Origin of the sequence: Pseudomonas jilinensis, from assembly GCF_003586265.1 — a bacterium.
Lineage (GTDB): Bacteria > Pseudomonadota > Gammaproteobacteria > Pseudomonadales > Pseudomonadaceae > Halopseudomonas > Halopseudomonas phragmitis.
Map to the genome: position 1 here is coordinate 242722 of NZ_QJSA01000001.1, position 21749 is coordinate 264470.

Sequence of the window (21749 nt, forward strand, 5' to 3'; positions counted from 1 at the left end):
TGTGTTCAACTGTTTCCCTGTCGACGGCGCGCATAATACGAAGCTGTGGAGGGCTTGTAAACCCCTGTTTGCAAAAAAAATTCACGGCTATTGATAAAAGGTGCATGAAACGTCGTTTCGCGGTTCAATAGGTGTCTATGACGAAGAAAAGCAAATCCAAAGCCTCGGCCTCCGTGCCGAGCAACGCTGGTTTCCCCGACTCCGCCGGGGTACTCGACTGGACTCAATTCGATCCGGCCGCCCAGCGTGAAGCGGAGAAATACGACAACCCCATTCCCAGTCGCGAACTGATTCTGCGGCTGCTGGCCGAGCGCGGTGCGCCGGCGACCCGGGCTCAACTACAGGCCGAGTTTGGTTTGCACGATGACGAGGCGATCGAAGCCTTGCGTCGTCGCCTGCGAGCCATGGAGCGTGATGGCCAGCTCATCTATACCCGGCGCGGGGCTTATGCTCCCGTTGACAAACTCGACCTGATCAAGGGGCGGGTGGTTGGTCATCGTGACGGGTTCGGTTTTCTGGTGCCTGATGAAGGCGGGGAAGATCTGTTCCTCGGTCCGGCTCAGATGCGCTTCGTATTCGATGGTGATCGAGTGCTGGGTCGGGTCACCGGAGTTGATCGCCGCGGACGCAGCGAAGGTGCGATCGTCGAGGTACTGGAGCGGGCCCACGAATACCTGGTTGGGCGCTTCTATGAGGAAAACGGCATTGCCTTCGTGGTGGCTGATAACGCCAAGATCAATCATGAAGTGCTGATTCCGCCGGGCTGTGCCGGCCAAGCCGTGCATGGTCAGTACGTGGAAGTGCGGATCACCCAGTGGCCGACTCTGCACCGGCCGGCGCAGGGTGAAGTCTTTGAGGTAGTGGGCGATTACATGGCGCCCGGGGTTGAGATTGAAGTGGCTCTGCGTAGCTACGATATCCCCAGCGTCTGGCCGCAGGCGGTGCTGGATGAAGCCGCCCGGCTCAAGGATTATGTTGAAGAAAAAGATAAGCTCAAACGGGTCGACTTGCGTCACCTGCCGCTGGTCACCATCGACGGTGAGGACGCTCGCGACTTCGATGACGCAGTGTACTGCGAACCGCACAAGGCCAGCGGCTGGAAGTTGTTTTCCGGCGGCTGGAAGCTGTATGTGGCGATTGCCGATGTGTCTCACTATGTGACTATTGGTTCGGCGCTGGATGCCGAAGCCGAGCTGCGTGGTACTTCGGTGTATTTCCCCAGCGAAGTGATCCCGATGTTGCCTGAGGCCTTGTCCAACGGTCTGTGCTCGCTCAATCCGCATGTTGATCGGTTGGCGATGGTCTGCGAAATGACTATTTCCAAGCACGGCGAGCTGACTGATTTCCAGTTCTACGAAGCGGTGATACACTCTCACGCCCGGCTGACCTATAACCAGGTCTCGGCCATGCTTGAGCACCCGCGTAGCAAGGAAGGCAAGCTGTTCAGTCAGGAGTTCGCTACGGTACTGCCGCACCTCAAGGATCTCTACGAGCTCTACAAGGCGCTGTTCAAGGCTCGTCAGGGGCGTGGCGCGATTGATTTTGAAACTACAGAAACGCGGATTTTGTTTGGCGAGAATCGCAAGATCGCCGAGATTCTGCCGACCACGCGCAATGACGCGCACAAGATTATCGAGGAGTGCATGCTGGCGGCCAACGTTGCCACCGCGCGCTTCATGCAGGAGCTGGAAATTCCGGCGCTGTACCGTGTGCACGATGCTCCTCAGGCGGAAAAGCTCGAGCGCCTGCGTCAGTTCTTGTCGGCGCTGGGTCTGAGTCTGACGCGCAAGAAGGGCGATCCCACGCCCGAGGATTACAGTGCGGTATTGCAGAAAATCCAGAGCCGGCCTGATGCCCAGTTGATCCAGACGGTGATGCTGCGCTCGCTGAGTCAGGCGGTATATAGCCCGCACAATGCTGGGCACTTCGGCCTTAATTACGAGGCTTATACCCATTTCACCTCGCCGATCCGGCGCTATCCGGACTTGCTGACTCACCGCGCCATTCGTAGTGTGATCCGCTCGCGGCGCAAGACCGACCGGGTGCAACGCGCTGGTGGTGGGGTGATTCCCAAGGCGCGGATATACCCCTATGAATTGCCGCAACTCGATCAGTTGGGGGTTCAGTGTTCGCAGAACGAGCGGCGTGCCGATGAGGCTTCCCGTGATGTGGTCAATTGGCTCAAGTGTGAGTTCATGCAGGATCGGGTCGGCGAGGACTTCGACGGTCTGGTGACTGCGGTGACCAACTTTGGTCTGTTCGTTGAGTTGCGTGACATCTATGTCGAAGGGTTGGTGCACATCACCGCCTTGCCGGCCGACTATTACCACTTCGATCAGATTCACCATCGCCTGACCGGCGAGCGCGCCGGGCGCAGCTTCCGTTTGGGCGATCTGGTGCGGGTGAAGGTGGCTCGGGTTGATCTGGATGATCGCAAGATTGATTTCGAGTTGGTGGTCGATGCCGGATCGCTCAAGCCCGACCCGAATGCCAGTCGTGCAGTGCGCGAACGGTTGATGGCCGAAGTGCGTCAGGCCGAAGGCAAAGGCAGGTCGGAGCGTAAGGGCTCGGGCAAGTCAGGCGCAAAGGTCGCAGGCAAAAAAGCCAAGACCGGCAAGTCGGCGACAGCCAGGGCTCCGGCGCCGGGCAAGGGCAAGCCGACTGCCGACAAGGGGGTTCCGGGTGGGCGGGCACCGCGTAAACGCAAGGCCAGGTAGATAGTAAATGAGTGACAAGGAATATGTATTCGGCCTGCATGCGGTGCAGGCCTTGTTGCAGCGCAATCCCAAGCGGGTCAAGCGTCTGCTGTTGCAGCGTGGTCGCCTGGATGGGCGGGTGCAGGCTGTGGTGGATCTGGCCGAGTCGCAGGGGCTGAAGCTTGAGCGGGTGGGGGCTGACGAGTTGGAGCAGTTGGCCGATGGTGTACATCAGGGCGTGGTAGCAGAGGTTGCACCGAGCCAGCTCTGGTCTGAGGAAATGCTCGGACACCTGCTCGACAAGCTGGATACACCGGCACTGCTGCTGGTGCTCGACGGCGTCACCGATCCGCATAATCTGGGAGCCTGTCTGCGCAGCGCCGATGCCGCCGGGGCGCAGGCGGTGATTATTCCCAAGGATCGTTCCGCCGGGTTGACGCCGGTGGTGCGCAAGGTGGCCTGTGGTGCGGCGGAAACCGTGCCTCTGGTCGCCGTGACCAATCTGGCCCGCACCCTTAAGCAGTTGCAGCAGCGTGGACTGTGGGTGGTCGGCGCTGCCGGCGAGGCCGAACAGTTGATCTATCAGGTCGATATGAGTGTGCCTACGGTGATCGTCATGGGCGCTGAAGGCAGCGGCTTGCGCCGTTTGACCCGTGAGCACTGTGATTTTCTCGCCAAGCTGCCGATGGCTGGCAGTGTCAGTAGCCTCAATGTCTCGGTTGCCACCGGTATCTGTCTGTTCGAGGCGGTTCGCCAGCGTTCGCAGCCTTGATCGGTTGCGCCAGCGTTTTCCCTTGCCAGTAACCCGGTCGTTCTCTAGAATGGCCGGCCCAATCCTATGTTCCACTCCTTGCCAGACCGTATTGGGCGGCTGGCTATAACCCGTAAGGAGCACCTATGCGTCATTACGAAATCGTATTCCTGGTTCATCCGGACCAGAGTGAGCAGGTTAACGGCATGGTTGAGCGTTACACCAAGCTCATCGAGGAAGATGGTGGCAAGATCCATCGCCTGGAAGACTGGGGCCGTCGCCAGCTGGCTTACCCGATCGACAAGATCCACAAAGCTCACTACATCATGCTGAATGTAGAGTGCAGCGCCAATGCCCTGGAAGAACTGACCGAGAACTTCCGTTACAACGATGCGGTTATTCGTAACCTGGTCATCCGTCGTGACGAAGCCATCACCGAACAGTCTGACATGCTCAAGCCCGAAGATGGTGGTCGTGGTGAGCGTCGTGAGCGTCGTGAGCGCGCTGATAGCGATAACGACAGCGATAACGATGCTGACAGCAACGACGCCGAAGACGGCGACGACGAGTAAGTTTTCCGGTTCATTTTTTCCAATTTTAAGGAGACGCTGCCATGGCACGTTTTTTCCGTCGCAGAAAGTTCTGCCGTTTCACCGCTGAAGGCGTAAAAGAGATCGATTACAAGGATCTCAACACCCTGAAGGCCTACATCACCGAAACCGGCAAGATCGTACCCAGCCGTATCACCGGTACCAAGGCCAAGTATCAGCGTCAGCTGGCTGCTGCTATCAAGCGCGCCCGCTACCTGGCTCTGCTGCCTTACACCGATAGCCACGGCCGTTGATCGTTAACGGTCACAGGTAATCAGGGGTTTTAACCGGTATGCGCGCGTTAGCGGAATACATCATGCGTGGTCGCAAACAGGCCACCCTGGCGGTGGCTGTTTCGACTGCCGTTCCGTTGCTGTTCTGGCTGGGCGCTGCTGCGCTGGCACTGATCGTGCTGCGCCGGGGGCTGGCTGATGCCATGCCGGTCATGGTCTGGGGCGCGCTGCCAGCGCTGGCCTGGGCTTTTGTAGGCGATCTGACGCCGCTGCTGGTGCTTGCTGGTAGTGTGGGCCTGGCTGTGTTGCTGCGTCAGCGCAGTGACTGGGTGCCGGTAGTGTTGGCGGCAGTACCGCTGGGGCTGGTATACGCCCTGGTGCTGATGCTGTTTCTGGCTGAGCCGCTGCAGGCCCTGGCCGGGCAGATTCAGCAGTTGTTGCCGCAGATGCTGGGCGAACTCGATAGTGCGGTACTGGCGCGCCTGGAGCGCTTGCTGGTACCGCTGCTGGCTGGCCTGATGGGCGCAGTACACGCCATGATGGCGCTGGTAGCCTTGATGATTGGTCGTTCCTGGCAGGCCGGGTTGTATAACCCTGGTGGTTTCCGTCAGGAGTTCCATCGTCTACGCCTGCCGAGCGTGGCGGCTATTGTTCTGCTGGCACTGACCGTGTTCGGTCCGCAGTTCGGTCAGTTGGCCCTGCTGTCGCCAGTGGCCAGCGTACCGCTGGTATTGGCCGGTCTGGCTCTGGTGCATGGCGTGGTCGGTCTGAAGGGACTGGGCAGCGCCTGGCTGGTAGTGACCTATGTGCTGCTGCTGGTCTTTGCCCAGTTTGCTTTCCCCCTGATTATGTTGTTGGCGTTTGTTGATAGTCTGTTCGATTTTCGTTCCCGCATGGCGCCGGCACAAGGGCCGCGCAACGGTGACGACTCGAACGGCCGAGATTGAATTTCAAGAGGTCATCGCAATGGAAGTTATCCTGCTCGAAAAGATCGCGAATCTGGGTAACCTGGGCGACAAGGTCGCTGTTAAAGCTGGTTACGCACGCAATTTCCTGCTGCCGTTCGGCAAGGCCACTCAGGCAACTGCCGATAACATCGCTGCTTTCGAAGCTCGCCGCGCCGAGCTGGAGAAGGCTGCTGCCGAGAAGAAAGCTGCTGCCGAAGCTCGTGCTGCCAAGCTGGAAGGCCTGGTTGTCACTATCGCCGCCAATGCCGGTGAAGAAGGCAAGCTGTTTGGCTCGATCGGTACTCGTGACATCGCTGACGCAGTTACCGCTGCCGGTGTTGAAATCGAGAAGAGCGAAGTTCGTCTGCCCGAAGGTGCTCTGCGCGCCATTGGTGAGTTCGAAATCGCTCTGCAGCTGCACACCGATGTGGACGCCACTGTCAAGCTGGTCGTCATCGCCGGCTAAGCAGTGCTCTGGAGGCGGGCCTGGGGCAATTGTCGCCAACGTTGAGGCGTTGCGGATGATTTGCCTGGACTTTGCCGCTAGACTGGACACGGCGCTTGTCGCAGACAGGCGCCGTGTTGCTTTTTCTGATGTCGCTGTTTTGAGTCTGTCCCGATGAATGATTCGATGGTTGCTAGCACCGCGGAACTGGACTTACAGACCAGTGCGCTAAAGATTCCCCCGCACTCGATTGAAGCCGAGCAGGCTGTGCTGGGTGGGGTGATGCTGGAAAACAGCGCCTGGGATCGGGTGGCCGAACAGGTCAGCGACAACGATTTCTACCGCCATGATCATCGGCTTATTTTCCGTGCACTGGTCAGTCTAGCTGCGCGCAACATGCCGTTTGATGTGGTGACCCTGGCCGAGGAGCTGGACCGTGAAGGCCTGATTGATCAGGTCGGAGGTCTGGCCTATCTGGGGCAGTTAGCCAAGAATACTCCTTCGGCCGCCAATATCGGCACCTATGCGCAGATCATTCGCGAGCGCGCCACTTTGCGCCAGTTGATCAGCATCAGTTCTGATATTGCCGACACAGCCTTCAATCCCAAGGGGATGCAGGCGACCGAGGTGCTCGATGAGGCCGAGCGCAAGATCTTTGCTATCGCCGAGAGCCGACCCAAGACCGGTGGTCCCGAGTCGGTCAATACCCTGTTGACCAAGGCCATTGATCGTATCGATACGCTGTTCAACAGCGAAGGCTCGATTACCGGCCTGTCGACCGGCTTCACCGATCTGGACAACATGACATCCGGGTTGCAGCCAGCGGATCTGGTGATTGTGGCCGGTCGTCCGTCGATGGGTAAGACCACTTTTTCCATGAACCTGGTCGAGAATGCGGTGCTGCGCAGCGACAAGGTCGTCCTTGTGTTCTCGCTGGAGATGCCGGGTGAGTCGTTGATCATGCGTATGCTATCGTCGCTGGGGCGGATTGATCAGACCAAGGTGCGCTCGGGTCGGCTTGACGATGATGACTGGCCGCGTCTGACCTCGGCGGTAAACCTGCTCAACGACCGCAAGCTGTTTATTGACGATACCGCTGGTCTGTCGCCGATGGAGATGCGAGCCCGGGCTCGACGGATTGTCCGTGAGCATGGCGACATTGCCCTGATCATGATCGACTACCTGCAGCTGATGCGCATCGGTGGTAGTGGTTCGGAGAACCGGACCAACGAAATTTCCGAAATCTCGCGCTCACTCAAGGCGTTGGCCAAGGAGTTCAATACTCCGGTGGTGGCCTTGTCGCAGCTCAACCGCTCGCTGGAGCAGCGCCCGAACAAGCGTCCGATCAACTCCGACTTGCGTGAATCCGGAGCGATCGAGCAGGACGCCGACGTGATCATGTTCGTCTACCGTGACGAGGTCTATCACCCGGACACCCAAGACAAGGGGATAGCCGAGATCATTATCGGTAAACAGCGTAACGGCCCGATCGGTACCTGCCGACTGGCCTTCCTGGGTAAGTACACCCGTTTCGAGAACCTTGCCCCCGGCGCCTACCAGGGCTACGGGGAGGAGTAATGATGTTGGCCCCCAGCATGCCGGCGGCACGACCGCTGTTCGATTATCCGAAATACTGGGCTGAATGCTTTGGTCCGGCACCCTTTCTGCCCATGTCGCAGGAAGAGATGGATCTGCTTGGCTGGGATAGCTGCGACATCATCATCGTCACCGGCGATGCCTATGTCGACCACCCATCGTTCGGCATGGCGGTGATTGGTCGGCTGCTTGAAGCTCAGGGCTTCCGGGTCGGGATCATCAGTCAGCCGGACTGGCACAGCAAGGCCGACTTTATGAAGCTGGGTAAGCCCAACCTGTTCTACGGGGTGGCCGCCGGCAATATGGATTCGATGATCAACCGCTATACCGCGGACCGCAAGATCCGTTCCGATGATGCCTATACCGCTGGTGGCAAGGGTGGCAGCCGGCCGGATCGGGCCAGCCTGGTCTATAGTCAGCGCTGCCGTGAAGCTTATAAGGATGTGCCTATCATCCTCGGTGGGATTGAGGCCTCGCTGCGCCGGATCGCCCACTACGATTATTGGCAGGACAAGGTGCGGCGCTCGATTCTTGTCGATGCCAGGGCCGACTTGCTGCTGTTCGGCAATGCCGAGCGGGCGGTGGTCGAAGTCGCCCAGCGGCTCAGCCGCGGCGAGGCAGTCGAACAGTTGACCGACATTCGTGGTACCGCTTTCATTCGCAGAGACAGCCCAGAGGGCTGGTTTGAGCTGGATTCGAGTCGGATCGATCGGCCGGGCAAGATCGACAAGATCATCAATCCCTATATCAATACTCAGGACACCAGCGCCTGTGCGGTCGAGCAGGCCAAAGGCCCTGAGCCGGAAGCCGATGACGGTGCGCAGGTGGTGCAGTTGCTGCCGCATCCACGTCTGGAGCGTGATCGCACGGTGATTCGCTTGCCGGCTTATGAAAAGGTCAAGAGCGACCCTGTACTGTATGCCCATGCCAATCGGGTGTTGCACCTGGAAACCAATCCTGGCAATGCCCGGGCGCTGGTACAGCGCCATGGTGATCAGGAGGTCTGGTTCAATCCGCCGCCGATTCCGCTGTCGACCGAGGAAATGGACTATGTGTTCGGGCTGCCCTATGCCCGGGTGCCACATCCGGCCTATGGTGGTGAGAAAATTCCGGCCTACGAGATGATCCGCTTCTCGGTCAACATCATGCGTGGCTGTTTCGGTGGTTGTACCTTCTGCTCGATCACCGAACACGAAGGACGGATCATCCAGAACCGTTCGCATGAGTCGATCATCCGTGAGATCGAAGAAATCCGCGACAAGGTGCCGGGTTTCACTGGGGTGATTTCCGATCTGGGGGGGCCAACCGCCAACATGTATCGGGTTGCCTGCAAGAGTCCGGAAATTGAGGCAGCCTGTCGTAAGCCCTCGTGCGTGTTCCCTGGCATCTGTGACAACCTCAATACCGACCACTCTTCACTGATCGGTCTGTACCGCAAGGCCCGTGAGTTGCCAGGGGTCAAGAAGATTCTGATCGCCTCGGGGCTGCGCTATGACCTGGCGGTGGAGTCGCCGGAGTACGTCAAGGAACTGGTCACTCATCATGTTGGTGGCTATCTGAAGATCGCCCCTGAGCATACCGAAGAGGGGCCGCTGAATCAGATGATGAAGCCGGGCATCGGTTCCTATGACCGCTTCAAGCAGATGTTCGAGAAGTACAGCAAGGAGGCGGGCAAGGAGCAATACCTGATCCCGTACTTCATTGCTGCGCATCCGGGCACCACCGATGAAGACATGATGAACCTGGCGCTGTGGCTCAAGCGCAATGGTTTCCGGGCCGATCAGGTGCAGGCCTTCTATCCTTCGCCGATGGCCACTGCCACCGCGATGTATCACAGTGGCAAGAACCCATTGCGCAAGGTGACCTACAAGAGTGATGGGGTGACCATCGTCAAGGGTGAGCGTCAGCGCCGGTTGCACAAAGCCTTCCTGCGTTATCACGATCCGAACAACTGGCCGCTGCTGCGCGAAGCGCTCAAGGCCATGGGCCGGACCGATCTGATCGGCAATGGCAAGCATCAGTTGATCCCGACTTTCCAGCCAGCGGTCGATGGCTACCAGAGTGCCCGACGCAAGAACTCGACACCGCTCGGCAGCAAGAAGGCCGGACGCATTCTGACCCAGCATACAGGCCTGCCGCCGCGCGAGACTGGCGCCGGTAAGCCGGCCAAGCGTAAGCCGGGACGTCAGCGTCCGGGGCGCTGACGCTTCTCTATGAGGGTCATACAGGCTTTCTAATGGCGTTGTCGACATGGGCCAACTAAGCTGATCAAACAGCTTCAGGAGGAATCTGTCATGTCGATTGTCAAACTGATGAGTAATGTCTTCGCCTGCTATGCCGCCGCCTCAAGTGGAGTGGCGACTGAGTCTGTCAGCGATTGTGAGCTGATGCCCAGGCTTTCAATGTGATGCCTGAGCCGCTCAGGCTTTCAGGCTCCTGCGCTCAATCCAGTAACTCATCTGTTCCTTGAGTTGCGACAGTTCGACCGGTTTGGCCATGTGGCCGTCCATTCCGGCCTTGCGTGCCCGTTCACGGTGTTCCGGCAAGATGTGTGCGGTCAGGGCAATGATCGGCAACGGCTGACGACCGTTGTGCTGCTCCCACTGACGAATGCGTTCGGCGGCGGTAAAACCGTCCATTTCGGGCATTTCGCAGTCCATTAGAATTAGATCAAAACGTCCGCTCTTGGCCGCTTCCAGGGCCTGTTGACCATTGCTGACGGCTTCCGCATCGATCTTGAGCTTGCTCAGCATGCCGCGTATTACTTTGGTCGATATGCTGTTATCTTCGGCGATCAGTACCCGAAACGGAGTGCCGAGGCTGGCATCGGACTCCGTTGTTAGCGCTTCGGTATGGGCTTGTTCGTGATGCTGGAGCCACTCATCGATCAGGGTGGTACGCAGGGTATAGCCGGCCACCGGCTTGTTCAGCACCCGACGAATACCGGCATTGCGAGCCACCACGCGACTGGGAAGCTGATTGATGCCGGTCAGCATGATGATCAGCAGGTCGTCGGGAATGCCGGGGTCGTCCTTGAGCCGGCTGGCCAGTTCCAGGCCGCTCATGCCGGGCATCGACTGATCGACCAGCAGAATATCGAAAGGCGTGCCCAGGTTGGCTTGGCTACGCAAGAGCGCTAGTGCCTCTTTGCCGCTGGCGGCAACTTGCGGCTGCATGCCCCAGGCGCTGGTCTGCTGCTGGAGAACCTTACGGCAGGTGGCGTTGTCGTCGACGATCAGTACGCTGCGCTCCTGCAGGCAGCGACCCTCACTGTCGGGTTCAGTCTGGCTTGTGACTGCTTGAGCGGGGAGGGTGAACCAGACCGTATTGCCCTGTTCGTTGCCCTGCTTGATGCCGAGTTGGCCGTGCATCATATGGATGAGCTGACGGCTGATGGCCAGGCCAAGATACCCACTGCCGTCATATGGTCCGGCCTGACTGCGGCCCGGGTCGGCGCGCAGCAGGCAGTCACGGGCTTCACTGGGCATGCTGGTGCCACTGTCCTGAACCGCGAAGCGCAGTACCTGTTCATCGCGGGATTTCTTTTCCAGGGCTACTGCCAGCATGATCTCTCCCTGGCTGGTGTGGCGCAGGGCGTTGGTGAGCAGGTTAAGCAGAATCTGGCGCAAGCGAGTCGGATCACCCTGTAGGGTTCTGGGTACCTCTGGATGGACGAAGCTGATCAGTTCCAGACTGTGACCATCGACCCGGCTGCGGAAAATATCCAAACAGTCATTGACCAGCGCATGCAGGTCGAATTGGACGTTTTCCAGAATCAGTTGCCCTGATTCCAGGCGTGACATGTCGAGAATTTCGTTGATCAGGTTGAGCAGGTCATTGCCTGAACTGTGAATGGTCTGTACGTAATCGCGTTGCTTGGCCGACAGCGCGGTATCGAGCAGCAGCTCGCTCATGCCCAGTACCCCGTTCATAGGGGTGCGGATTTCATGACTGATGCGGGCCAGAAACTCGGCTTTGGCCCGGCGCTCGGCTTGGTGGGTGGCCTCGGCGCTGTTGCTGCGCCGCTGGTTGGCAAGCTGGCGCTGCAGGCGTTTGTGCAGGCTCCAGGCAAAACTGACGAGGGCCAGCCAGAGTACGAAATCGGCCAGATTCTGGTGGTGAACCAACTGTAATTGTTCGGTCTCCACCAGCCAACTGGCGATCATCAATAGCGCGCCAAACAGGAAAGTCCGGTCGATACCTTGTTGGCGCAGCCACAGATGACCGATCAGGGCCATGGTGAACAGTGGTACGCCCAGATGCAGCAGGCTGGACAGATGCGGCATCAGCCCCGGTTGCAGCGCGGCAAGCAAAGCACAGGCGGCGCAAAGCAGCGCCCCGGCCAGTACGGCGCGACGGGCTGGAGTGGGGTCGCGTTCGGGTAGCATGCCCAGAGTCAATAGCAGAATGATCGGCATGGCCAGCAAGTGGAGAAAATCGCTGGCCGGACCGTATAGCAGAGGAATCTGGCGGGCAGCCCAGTCTATCGTACCCAGGCTGGACAGGCTGAGAATCAGTCCGCTCAGGGCCAGCAGCAGGTGTAACAAGTCGCGACCAACCAGGCCCTGGAGTAGGCCATGGAGCATAATGGCTAGCATCAGGCCGACCAGGATTCCGCTCAGGGCCTGCCCCAGAGTGTGTTCGGCAATGGCTGTTGGGGTATCGTGCAGGTGCAGGCCGGTAGTCATGGCATAGTCGCTGTGCAGACGTAGGTAGATGACGGCCTGGCTTTCAGCCTGGGGTTCGACTGGAAAGCTGAATGCTGCATGGGGAAGTGGGCGCTGGCTGGGCGGCTGATAGGCGCCGGTGTGGAAGCGGCTACGTGGAATACCGTCTTCGAGCAGGTAGAAGTGGATACTGGGGATAACCCGGTTGTCCAGTTCCAGCCACTTAGGGTGATTGTCGGCCAGTGGCAGCATCAGCCACAGGGCGGCACCTTGGCCGGGCAGTTGCAGAGGTCCTGGCGGAGCGGGAACGAAGCGGTTGATATAACGGTTGGAAAGCATGTCGGCCAGATCCAGCTCACCACTGGCGTCGACGAAAGTACGTAAGCCGGTTTGTGGATGGCCGCTGGCCTGACTCAGGGGGCTGAAGAGCAGAAACAAGCCAACTAGGCTGCAGACTAACAACCGATAGGCGGTCACGTTGACTGGGTCCTGTCCATGGGCATCGGGCAACTCAGGCTCGGTATATTGCCGGGAGTATAGCTGATGGCCATGGCAAGCGGTATGGATTGGTCGGCCGGGAGGTTGTCCCTGCCGGCCAATCCACTATGAACCTCAGCTCTCCCGGGCAATCGCACGGTAGCCGATGTCCTTGCGGTAGAAGCAACCGTCCCAACTGATATCTGCGGCCAACTGATAGGCGCGCTGCTGGGCTTCGCGTACGCTGCTGCCAAGAGCGGTAGCGCAGAGCACGCGGCCACCGCTGGTGACTATCTGGCCGTCCTTCAGGGCGGTTCCAGCATGGAACACCTTGGCTTCGGCACTGCCAGCGCTCAAACCGCTGATTGGCGCGCCCTTGGCGTAGTCGCCCGGGTAGCCGCCGGCGGCCAGTACTACGCCCAGGCTCGGACGCGGATCCCATTGGGCCTGAATCTGATCCAGGCGTGTATCAAGGGCGGCTTCGACCAGTTCCACTAAGCTCGACTGCAGGCGCAGCATGACAGGCTGGGTCTCCGGGTCGCCAAAACGGCAGTTGAACTCGATGACCTTAGGCGCGCCAGTGGCATCAATCATCAGGCCGGCGTAGAGGAAACCAGTATAGACATTGCCTTCAGCGGCCATGCCGCGCACGGTTGGCCAGATCACCTCATCCATGACCCGTTGGTGCACTGCGTCGGTGACCACCGGGGCCGGAGAGTAGGCGCCCATGCCGCCGGTATTCGGGCCGCTGTCGCCATCGCCGACACGCTTGTGGTCCTGGCTGGTGGCCATGGCCAGCACATGCTCGCCATCGACCATGACGATGAAGCTGGCTTCTTCACCATCAAGGAACTCCTCGATCACGACGCGTGAACCGGCCTCGCCAAAGGCATTGCCGGCCAGCATATCGCGCACGGCGGCTTCGGCTTCGTCCAGAGTCATGGCGACGATCACGCCTTTGCCGGCAGCCAGACCGTCAGCTTTGATCACGATGGGCGCGCCTTTTTCGCGCAGATAGGCCAGCGCGGGTTCGATCTCGGTGAAGTTGCAGTATTCGGCGGTGGGAATCTGGTGGCGGGCCAGGAAGTCTTTGGTGAAGGCCTTGGAGCCTTCCAGCTGAGCTGCGGCGGCGGTTGGACCAAAGCATTTCAGCCCGGCGCTGCGGAAGCGATCGACCACGCCGGCGACCAGTGGAGCCTCGGGGCCGACGATGGTCAGGGCCACGTTGTCGCGGGCGAAGGCCACCAGCGCGTCCAGATCCAGCACATCAATGGCGACATTTTCACACTTGGCTTCGGTGGCGGTACCGGCATTGCCCGGAGCGACAAACACCTTCTCGACGCGCTCATCCTGCGCCACTTTCCACGCCAGTGCGTGTTCACGCCCGCCGCTGCCGATAATCAATACGTTCATGCTGTTACCTCAAAATTCATTTGGGGTTTTCCGTTAGCAACTCGAAACAAGGTCGCGATCAAGCCAGTAGATGCAAGGCGCCGGTGACTTCGACACGCGCAGTTGCCTGGAGGCAATGAGCATTGGCGAAGTCACCGGCAACGCAGCAGATGCGGCTTCGGCGCGGCCGTAACCCTTACTCAGTGGCGGAAATGCCGCATCCCGGTAAACACCATGGCCATGCCGGCTTCGTTGGCGGCGTCGATCACTTCCTGATCACGCATCGAGCCACCCGGCTGGATTACCGCGCTGATGCCGTTGGCGGCGGCGTTGTCGATGCCGTCGCGGAACGGGAAGAAGGCGTCTGAGGCCATGACCGCGCCGGCGACCTGCAGTCCGGCGTGCTCAGCCTTGATTGCAGCGATGCGCGCCGAGTTGACCCGGCTCATCTGGCCGGCGCCAACGCCGATGGTCTGGCGGTTCTTGGCGTAGACGATGGCGTTGGACTTGACGAACTTGGCCACTTTCCAGGCGAAGATCAGGTCGTGCATTTCCTGCTCGGTCGGGGCGCGCTGGGTCACCACCTTGAGGTCGGCTTCGGTGATCATGCCAATGTCGCGGCTCTGGATCAGCAAGCCGCCATTGACCCGCTTGAAGTCCCAGCCAGCGGCCCGTGCAGGGCCCCATTCGCCGCATTCAAGCAGGCGCACATTGGCTTTTGCAGCTACTACTTCGCGGGCAGCAGCGGAGACTTTGGGGGCGATGATGACTTCGACGAACTGGCGCTCGACGATGGCCTGGGCGGTCTCGCCGTCCAGCTCGCGGTTGAAGGCGATGATGCCGCCGAAGGCCGACTCATTGTCGGTGTCCCAGGCCAGGTCATAGGCTTTGCGGATGCCGCCATCGGCCTCCGGCACTACAGCTACGCCGCAAGGGTTGGCATGCTTGACGATCACGCAGGCTGGTTTGCTGAAGCTCTTCACACACTCCAGTGCAGCGTCGGTATCGGCGACGTTGTTGAACGATAGTTCTTTGCCCTGTAGCTGCACGGCTGTGGCCACGCAGGCCTCGGCGGCATGCTCGACATAGAAGGCCGCGCTCTGGTGCGGGTTCTCGCCGTAGCGCATGTCCTGGGCCTTGATGAACTGGCTGTTGAAGGTGCGCGGGAAGGCGATGCGACCTTCGGTACTCAGGGGTTCGGCGCTCTGATCGATGCTGCCCAGATAGTTGGCGATCATGCCGTCGTAGGCGGCGGTGTGTTCAAAGGCCTTGAGCGCCAGATCGAAACGCTGGGCATAGGTCAAACCGCCGGTCTTGAGATTATCGAGAATGCCTGCGTAGTCGCTGGCGTTCACCACGATGGCGACATCCTTGTGGTTTTTGGCGGCGCTGCGGACCATGGTCGGGCCGCCGATGTCGATATTCTCAATCGCATCGGCCAGGCTGCAACCGGGCTTGGCCACGGTGGCAGCAAATGGGTACAGATTGACTACCACCATGTCGATTGGCTGAATGCCGTGCTGCTGCATGACCTCGCCGTCAATATCGCGGCGGCCGAGAATGCCTCCATGGATTTTCGGGTGCAGGGTTTTTACCCGGCCGTCCATCATTTCCGGGAAGCCGGTGTAGTCGGCCACTTCAACGGCGTCGATAGCCTGTTCGCGCAGTAGCTTGAAAGTGCCGCCGGTGGACAGGATCTCCACGCCCAGGGCAGCCAGTTCACGGGCGAATTCAACGATCCCGGTCTTGTCAGACACGCTGATCAGCGCGCGACGTACCGGCAGGCGGGTGGTTTGGTCGGTCATCTTGGGTCCTGGGTTGCTTTCGGGTATTCAGGTAGGGCGCCGGTGTTTACAGCAGTCCGTATTGCTTGAGTTTTTTGCGCAGGGTGCCACGGTTCAGGCCCAGCACTTCTGAGGCGCGGGTCTGGTTGCCGTTGACATAATCCATAACGCACTCAAGCAGCGGCGCTTCGACCTCGGACAGGACCATGTCGTAAACGTCGGTTACGTCCTGGCCGTCAAGGTGGTCGAAGTAGTTGCGCAGAGCTTGTTCAACATTGTCGCGCAGGGTGCGGCTGCGTTCGTTGCTGTCGGGCCTGGTGTCAGTCAGGCCGGGTTCGCTGGTGTCGCTCACGGGGTGGGTTCCGTTGATCGTTGTAGTGTTGAGTAGAGTCATGCCGCCAGGTCTCCTTCCAACAAGCGGGTGAAAAACTGCTCGATCGCCTGGCGCTGCTCTGCTGGGTCGTCGATGCGGTTGAATGCCCGGCGAAACTCCCCAGCGCCGGGTAACGTCTGCAAATACCAACCCACATGCTTGCGGGCGATCCGTACGCCCTGCTCGAAACCATAAAAGCCATGCAGTGCATCGAGATGCTCAAGCAGGATGGCATGCTGGTCAGGCAGTGGCAGGGGCGGGCGGTGACATCCATGACGCAGATAGTGATCGATTTCGGCAAAAATCCACGGGCGTCCCTGAGCTGCGCGGCCAATCATGACTGCGTCGGCTCCGGTGTGCTGCAGCACCCGTTGGGCTTTCTCTGGAGAATCGATATCGCCATTGGCGAAAACCGGGATGCTAATGGCTTGTTTGATGGCGGCGATGGTGTCGTACTCAGCCTCGCCGGTATACAGGTCGGCACGCGTGCGGCCATGTACGGCCAGAGCCTGGATGCCGCTTTGTTCGGCGATCCGGGCGATCCGCAGACCGTTGCGGTTGTCCCGGTCCCAGCCGGTGCGGACTTTCAGGGTGACTGGAATCTGTACAGCACTGACTACGGCTTCGAGAATTTCGGCAACCAGGGTTTCATCGCGCAGTAGTGCCGAGCCGGCGGCCTTGTTGCAGACCTTCTTGGCAGGGCAGCCCATGTTGATATCGATGATCTGGGCGCCGAAGTCCTGATTCATGCGCGCGGCTTCGGCCATCATGCCGGGATCGCCGCCGGCGATCTGGACTGAACGGGGCTCAGCTTCACCACTATGGTCCAGGCGCTGGCGCGATTTGCGGCTATGCCACAGTCGGGTATCGCTGGTGACCATTTCCGACACTACCAACCCCGCACCCAGGCGCCGGCACAGTTGCCGGAACGGGCGGTCGGTGACCCCGGCCATGGGAGCCAGGATAACGCGATTGGCTAGTTGGTAAGGTCCGATACTGATCACTGCATGGTCCATCCCTGTACTGTCCAGTCGGCGGTGGCACGTCTCCGAGGACGCCGGCCAGAAAGATTTCAGGGCGCTCAGAGGTTGATTGGTGTGTGAAAAGGCCGTCAATCATACCTGTAAAGAGTGACCATATAAAGACTGAGCTGGTCGATATTTGAACAGATTGACCGGCGGCTTTGGGCGGCCTGTCCGGTTGCGGACTACCAAGTCTTGGGGGCTGAGGCAAATGCCTGGTGTTGTATCAAGGGCTGTGAAAGTCGAGCTGGTAATTGACCGCTTGCGGGCCTGGGTCAAGCATGTCGAGGGCAACATGAATCGGGGTCTGCGAGGGCATCAGGGTAACGCCGGCCAGCTCACCAGCCAGATACTCCTCCGGACGGAACCGGCGGTTGGCCAGTTCCCGGCCCTGGCTGTCACTGAAACTCATGCTCAGTACCGGGAAAGGTTGGGCAAAGCTGGCGCGGTTATACAGGATAACGTCGATGGCGACCGCACGGGGAAACTCCGGATGCGGGCGTACCAACAGGTTGCTGCTGCGGATCAGACTTATATCGACCCGAGCAGGCAACTCACAGCCAGCCAGCAGACAAGCCTGCTCGATCCAGGGGCGGCTGCGGTCATCATGAGCCAGAGCCTCGAAGTTGTAAGTGACGTACTGACCGAGCAGGCCGAGCAAAGCAAGGACGCAGAGAACGGTCCACAAGCCATTGTGCCGGCGCCGCCGCCGCGGGCGTGGCAGGTCGTCCAGCAGCAGCGGCTCGTCATCCAGGTCGTCGAGTCCTAGGTGCTCACCAAACCGGGGTTCATTGCGCTGCTCGTTATCATCCTCGGTTAAAACAGAAGGCTTGTCTGCTGGGGCTGCTCGCGTGTGTCCAGGGCGGAACACGCCGTGGTCATCGCGTTCAGCCACCAGTGGTTGGAAGCGTTGGCTTGCAGTCGGGGGCGAGCTGCGCTCAGAGCTTGGTGCCGTGTATTCCGGCTCGGGCGCTGGGGGGGGAAGCGACTGAGTAGGGGACTCGGGTGCCAGTTCCGGTGGTGCCGAATGTGATGGATTGATCTCTTCGATGATTGACTCGTCGAGCCCCAGGGCCTCCAGGTCCAGTTCGTCGAGTTCCAGATCATCATGGATCAACAGGCTGCTTTGTTGCGGCACTCTGGTCGGCTGGGCCGGAGCGGCTGCCGGTTGCTCGGGTTCGGTCGCCGGTTCAGCCAGTACCTTGCGGGCATCGAACACCTTGAGGCAGGCGCCGCAGCGGACGTGTCCGGCGGCGGCATTGAGTTGCTCCTGAGACAGCCGGAAGCGGGTCTGACAATAGGGGCATTGTGTGACCAGCAACTCACTCATGGGGAACGGTGCGCCTTCATCGGACAGGATTGATGGCTATTGTGCCCTTAAGAGGTTCAAGCCGCCAAGTGGCGGGCTCCGCTGACACGTATCCAGCCGTCGCGTTCCGTGACCGGGTCGAGGTTGAACCAGGGGCGATAGGCCGCGAGTATCTCATCGGTCTGCTCGGCCAGGATACCGGACAGGGCAATGCGTCCACCTGGCAGAACCAGGCTGGCGAGTTGCGGGGCCAGGCTGACCAGTGGTCCCGCCAGGATGTTGGCGACCAGCACTTCGGCGGGCTGGGGCGGCATGGCTTCGGGCAGATAGAGGCTAAAGCGCTGGTCGGCAATGCCATTGCGCTGGGCATTGTCGCGCGAGGCTTCCAGCGCCTGGGGATCAATGTCGGTACCGATAGCCTGGTCGACACCCAGTAGCAGGGCGGCGATGGCCAGAATGCCGGAGCCGCAACCGAAGTCGATCAGGGTTTTGCCGGCCAGCGGCTCGCTGTCGAGCCATTCCAGACACAGGGCCGTGGTCGGATGGGTGCCGGTACCGAAAGCCAGGCCCGGATCCAGTAGCAGGTTGACAGCCTCAGGTTCAGGCGCCTGGTGCCAGCTCGGGACGATCCACAGCCGCTGGCCGAAACGCATCGGCTGGAAGTTGTCCATCCAGCTGCGTTCCCAGTCCTGGTCCTCAAGCTGTTCCAGGCTGTAATCGGGCAATTGGCCGCCGCATAGCAGGGTCAGATGGCTGATCAGTGCGTCAGGGTCGGTATCGGCTTCGAACAGGGCCAGTAGATGGGTGTTGGACCACAGTGGCGTGGTGCCCAGATCTGGCTCGAAAATCGGTTGATCTTCGGCATCCATGAAGGTCACGGATACCGCGCCGAGTTCAAGCAGGCGACCTTCCAGGTCGGAGGCCTGATCGGGAGAGATGGCAAGACGTAGTTGCAGCCAGGACATGGGCATTCCAAATAAAAGAAGCCCGGGCAGGCCCGGGCTTTGAGGCTTGTGACCGAAGACTGGAGCTGTTTGAGGTTCCTGTCTTCAGCGTTGGGCGGATTTTATTTCAAACCCAGTTTGTGTTCCAGATAGTGAATGTTCACGCCTCCCTTGCAGAACCCAGGGTCGCGGACCAGTTCACGGTGCAGCTCGGTGTTGGTCTTGATGCCGTCCACCACCAACTCGTCGATGGCGTTGCGCATCCGGGCCAGAGCCTCGTCGCGGGTTGCGCCATAGGTGATCAGCTTGCCGACCAGCGAGTCGTAGTTCGGCGGTACCTTGTAGCCGCTGTACAGGTGTGAGTCGACCCGCACGCCGTTGCCGCCGGGGGCATGGAAGAACGTCACGGTACCAGGGCTGGGCATGAAGGTTTTCGGATCTTCGGCGTTGATCCGGCACTCAATGGCATGCCCAAAGACCTTTACCTGGTCCTGAGAAATGCTCAGCTTGTTGCCGGCGGCGACCAGAATCTGCTCCTTGACGATATCGATGCCAGTAACCATCTCCGAAACCGGGTGCTCTACCTGGACACGGGTGTTCATCTCGATGAAGTAGAAACGACCGTCTTCATAGAGGAACTCGAAGGTGCCGGCGCCACGGTAGCCAAGATCGATACAGGCCTTGACGCAGCGGGCCTGAACTTCGGCCCGGGCCTTCTCGTCGATGCCTGGGGCTGGGGCTTCCTCGATGATTTTCTGGTGTCGGCGTTGCAGCGAGCAGTCACGATCTCCCAGGTGAACGGCGTTGCCCTGGCCATCTGAGAGCACCTGGACTTCAACGTGGCGCGGGTTGGTCAGGAATTTTTCCAGATACACCATCGGGTTGCCGAAGGCGGCACCGGCTTCGGTCCGGGTCAGGCGGATCGATTTGAGCAGATCCTCTTCCTGGTGCACCACACGCATGCCGCGCCCGCCGCCGCCACCGGCGGCCTTGATGATCACCGGATAGCCGACCTGGCGACCGATTTCCAGGCAGCGCTGGTCATCGTCTTCCGGCAGCGGGCCATCAGAGCCCGGCACCGTAGGAACGCCGGCCTTCTTCATTGCTTCGATCGCTGAGACCTTGTCGCCCATCAGCCGAATCACCTCGGCGCTGGGGCCGATAAAGGTGAAGCCGGAGCGCTCAACCTGCTCGGCGAAGTCGGCACGTTCGGCCAGGAAACCATAGCCGGGGTGAATGCCGTCGGCGCCGGTGACTTCGGCGGCGCTGATGATCGCCGGGATGTTCAGGTAGGACTCGGTGGCATTGGCTGGGCCGATACAGACGGTTTCGTCGGCCAGTGCCAGGTGCATGAGTTCACGGTCAGCCGTGGAGTGCACGGCCACAGTTTTCAACCCCAGTTCCTTGCAGGCACGAATAACGCGCAGGGCAATTTCACCGCGGTTGGCAATCAGGACTTTTTGCATCGCAGCCTCCGGTTTGGGCTCAGGCGATGCTGAACAGGGGTTGATCGAATTCCACCGGCTGACCGTTATCGACCAGGATGGCCTGGATCACGCCGCTCTTGTCGGCCTCGATGTGGTTCATCATCTTCATGGCTTCAACGATACACAGGACATCGCCTGCCTTGACGGTCTGGCCAACTTCGGCGAAGGACGGTGCCGACGGTGAGGGCGAGCGATAGAAAGTGCCAACCATCGGCGAGCGAACCAGATGGCCGCTGGGCTCGGTAGCTGGGGCCTCTGCGGCCGGAGCAGCAGCGGCAGCTGGCGCTGCTGGCGCGGCGGCTACCGGGGCCTGCGGAGCGTAGAACTGCTGGGGAGCGGCAAGCTGCTTGCTGTGGCGGCTGATACGGACTGATTCCTCACCCTCGTGAATTTCCAGTTCGTCGATGCCGGACTCTTCCAGAAGTTCGATCAGTTTCTTGACTTTGCGGATATCCATTGGTGCTTGCACTCCAGAGCTGTAGGGTGGCGTAGATTGTTCAGTTACGTTGTTCAATGTTGTGTATTGCCGCTTCCAGGGCCAGTTCGTACCCTTGAGCGCCGAGCCCGCAAATCACGCCCTCGGCAACATCCGAGAAGTACGAGTGATGGCGGAACGCTTCGCGTTTATACACGTTGGATAAATGCACTTCGATGAATGGGATGCTCACAGCCAGCAATGCGTCACGTATTGCCACGCTGGTATGTGTAAAAGCAGCCGGATTGATGATGATGAAGTCGATGGCTTCATCGCGCGCGGCATGAATGCGTTCGATCAGTTCGTGTTCGGCGTTGCTTTGCAGGTTCAGCAAATGGTGGCCAAGTGCGGTGGCGCGTTCGCGCAGGCGCTGGTTGATCTGTTCCAGCGTGGTTGCGCCGTAGACGCCCGGTTCACGGGTGCCGAGCAAATTCAGGTTGGGGCCGTGCAGGACCAGAATGCTAGCCATTAGTTGTTGTTCCATGAATGGCGACAGTGGTGACCCATGGGTCAGTTATGGGCTGGAGTTTGCCGGAATCCTGGCGCGCTGTCCAGAATCAG

General features: G+C 59.9%; 17 protein-coding genes and 1 pseudogene. 8 read left to right on the forward strand and 10 right to left on the reverse strand.

The features are described from left to right. Window positions 1-137: 137 nt before the first annotated feature. The 8 genes and pseudogenes from rnr to C2846_RS01100 form a co-directional block, all read left to right on the forward strand. Window positions 138-2717 carry a ribonuclease R gene (gene rnr, locus C2846_RS01065; RefSeq protein ID WP_119700485.1) on the forward strand — a complete coding sequence of 860 codons (2580 nt, stop codon included), beginning with the start codon at window positions 138-140 and terminating at the stop codon, window positions 2715-2717. A 7-nt stretch (window positions 2718-2724) separates the two neighbouring features. Continuing rightward, complete coding sequence (rlmB, locus tag C2846_RS01070) at window positions 2725-3468, forward strand: 23S rRNA (guanosine(2251)-2'-O)-methyltransferase RlmB (protein ID WP_080049720.1); 744 nt, start codon at window positions 2725-2727, stop codon at window positions 3466-3468. A 125-nt stretch (window positions 3469-3593) separates the two neighbouring features. Next, on the forward strand, window positions 3594-4019 hold the full coding sequence (gene rpsF / locus C2846_RS01075) for a 30S ribosomal protein S6 (RefSeq protein WP_080049721.1): 426 nt from the start codon (window positions 3594-3596) through the stop codon (window positions 4017-4019). Between the two features lie 41 nt (window positions 4020-4060). After that, a complete protein-coding gene (gene rpsR, locus C2846_RS01080) occupies window positions 4061-4291 on the forward strand; it encodes a 30S ribosomal protein S18 (RefSeq protein ID WP_080049722.1) in 231 nt (76 codons plus the stop codon). A 38-nt stretch (window positions 4292-4329) separates the two neighbouring features. Then, a complete protein-coding gene (locus C2846_RS01085) occupies window positions 4330-5217 on the forward strand; it encodes a hypothetical protein (protein ID WP_080049723.1) in 888 nt (295 codons plus the stop codon). A 19-nt stretch (window positions 5218-5236) separates the two neighbouring features. Continuing rightward, window positions 5237-5683 (forward strand): 50S ribosomal protein L9, encoded by a 447-nt coding sequence (gene rplI, locus C2846_RS01090; RefSeq protein ID WP_080049724.1) that lies wholly within the window; start codon window positions 5237-5239, stop codon window positions 5681-5683. Between the two features lie 165 nt (window positions 5684-5848). Further along, a complete protein-coding gene (gene dnaB, locus C2846_RS01095) occupies window positions 5849-7240 on the forward strand; it encodes a replicative DNA helicase (protein WP_373279486.1) in 1392 nt (463 codons plus the stop codon). A 17-nt stretch (window positions 7241-7257) separates the two neighbouring features. Further along, window positions 7258-9423 (forward strand): annotated as a pseudogene (locus tag C2846_RS01100) (YgiQ family radical SAM protein); the annotation flags it as partial. Window positions 9424-9678: 255 nt separating this feature from the next. Here C2846_RS01100 and C2846_RS01105 read toward each other — a convergent pair. The 10 genes from C2846_RS01105 to aroQ all read right to left on the reverse strand — a co-directional run bounded on the left by C2846_RS01105 (window position 9679) and on the right by aroQ (window position 21657). Further along, window positions 9679-12363: a response regulator gene (locus C2846_RS01105; protein WP_131038195.1), complete on the reverse strand. Its 2685-nt coding sequence runs from the start codon at window positions 12361-12363 to the stop codon at window positions 9679-9681. Between the two features lie 174 nt (window positions 12364-12537). Continuing rightward, window positions 12538-13815 (reverse strand): phosphoribosylamine--glycine ligase, encoded by a 1278-nt coding sequence (gene purD, locus C2846_RS01110; RefSeq protein WP_080049727.1) that lies wholly within the window; start codon window positions 13813-13815, stop codon window positions 12538-12540. 179 nt (window positions 13816-13994) lie between these two features. Beyond that, entirely contained in the window at window positions 13995-15599 is a 1605-nt protein-coding gene (gene purH, locus C2846_RS01115) for a bifunctional phosphoribosylaminoimidazolecarboxamide formyltransferase/IMP cyclohydrolase (RefSeq protein WP_119700486.1), read from the reverse strand. Between the two features lie 46 nt (window positions 15600-15645). After that, the gene (fis, locus tag C2846_RS01120; protein ID WP_080049729.1) at window positions 15646-15972 is read right to left on the reverse strand and encodes a DNA-binding transcriptional regulator Fis; all 327 of its coding nucleotides are present in this window, start codon (window positions 15970-15972) and stop codon (window positions 15646-15648) included. Continuing rightward, window positions 15969-16967, reverse strand: coding sequence for a tRNA dihydrouridine synthase DusB (gene dusB / locus C2846_RS01125; RefSeq protein WP_119700487.1), 999 nt, complete (start codon window positions 16965-16967; stop codon window positions 15969-15971). The genes fis and dusB overlap by 4 nt, the downstream gene beginning before the upstream one ends. A gap of 232 nt (window positions 16968-17199) precedes the next feature. Then, the gene (locus tag C2846_RS01130) at window positions 17200-18303 is read right to left on the reverse strand and encodes a DUF3426 domain-containing protein (protein WP_119700488.1); all 1104 of its coding nucleotides are present in this window, start codon (window positions 18301-18303) and stop codon (window positions 17200-17202) included. 56 nt (window positions 18304-18359) lie between these two features. Continuing rightward, the gene (gene prmA, locus C2846_RS01135) at window positions 18360-19247 is read right to left on the reverse strand and encodes a 50S ribosomal protein L11 methyltransferase (protein ID WP_119700489.1); all 888 of its coding nucleotides are present in this window, start codon (window positions 19245-19247) and stop codon (window positions 18360-18362) included. Window positions 19248-19348: 101 nt separating this feature from the next. After that, entirely contained in the window at window positions 19349-20692 is a 1344-nt protein-coding gene (gene accC / locus C2846_RS01140) for an acetyl-CoA carboxylase biotin carboxylase subunit (RefSeq protein WP_119700490.1), read from the reverse strand. 19 nt (window positions 20693-20711) lie between these two features. After that, window positions 20712-21170, reverse strand: a complete 459-nt coding sequence (gene accB / locus C2846_RS01145; protein ID WP_119700491.1) for an acetyl-CoA carboxylase biotin carboxyl carrier protein — start codon at window positions 21168-21170, stop codon at window positions 20712-20714. Between the two features lie 40 nt (window positions 21171-21210). Beyond that, a complete protein-coding gene (gene aroQ / locus C2846_RS01150) occupies window positions 21211-21657 on the reverse strand; it encodes a type II 3-dehydroquinate dehydratase (RefSeq protein ID WP_080049735.1) in 447 nt (148 codons plus the stop codon). Window positions 21658-21749: the final 92 nt, after the last annotated feature.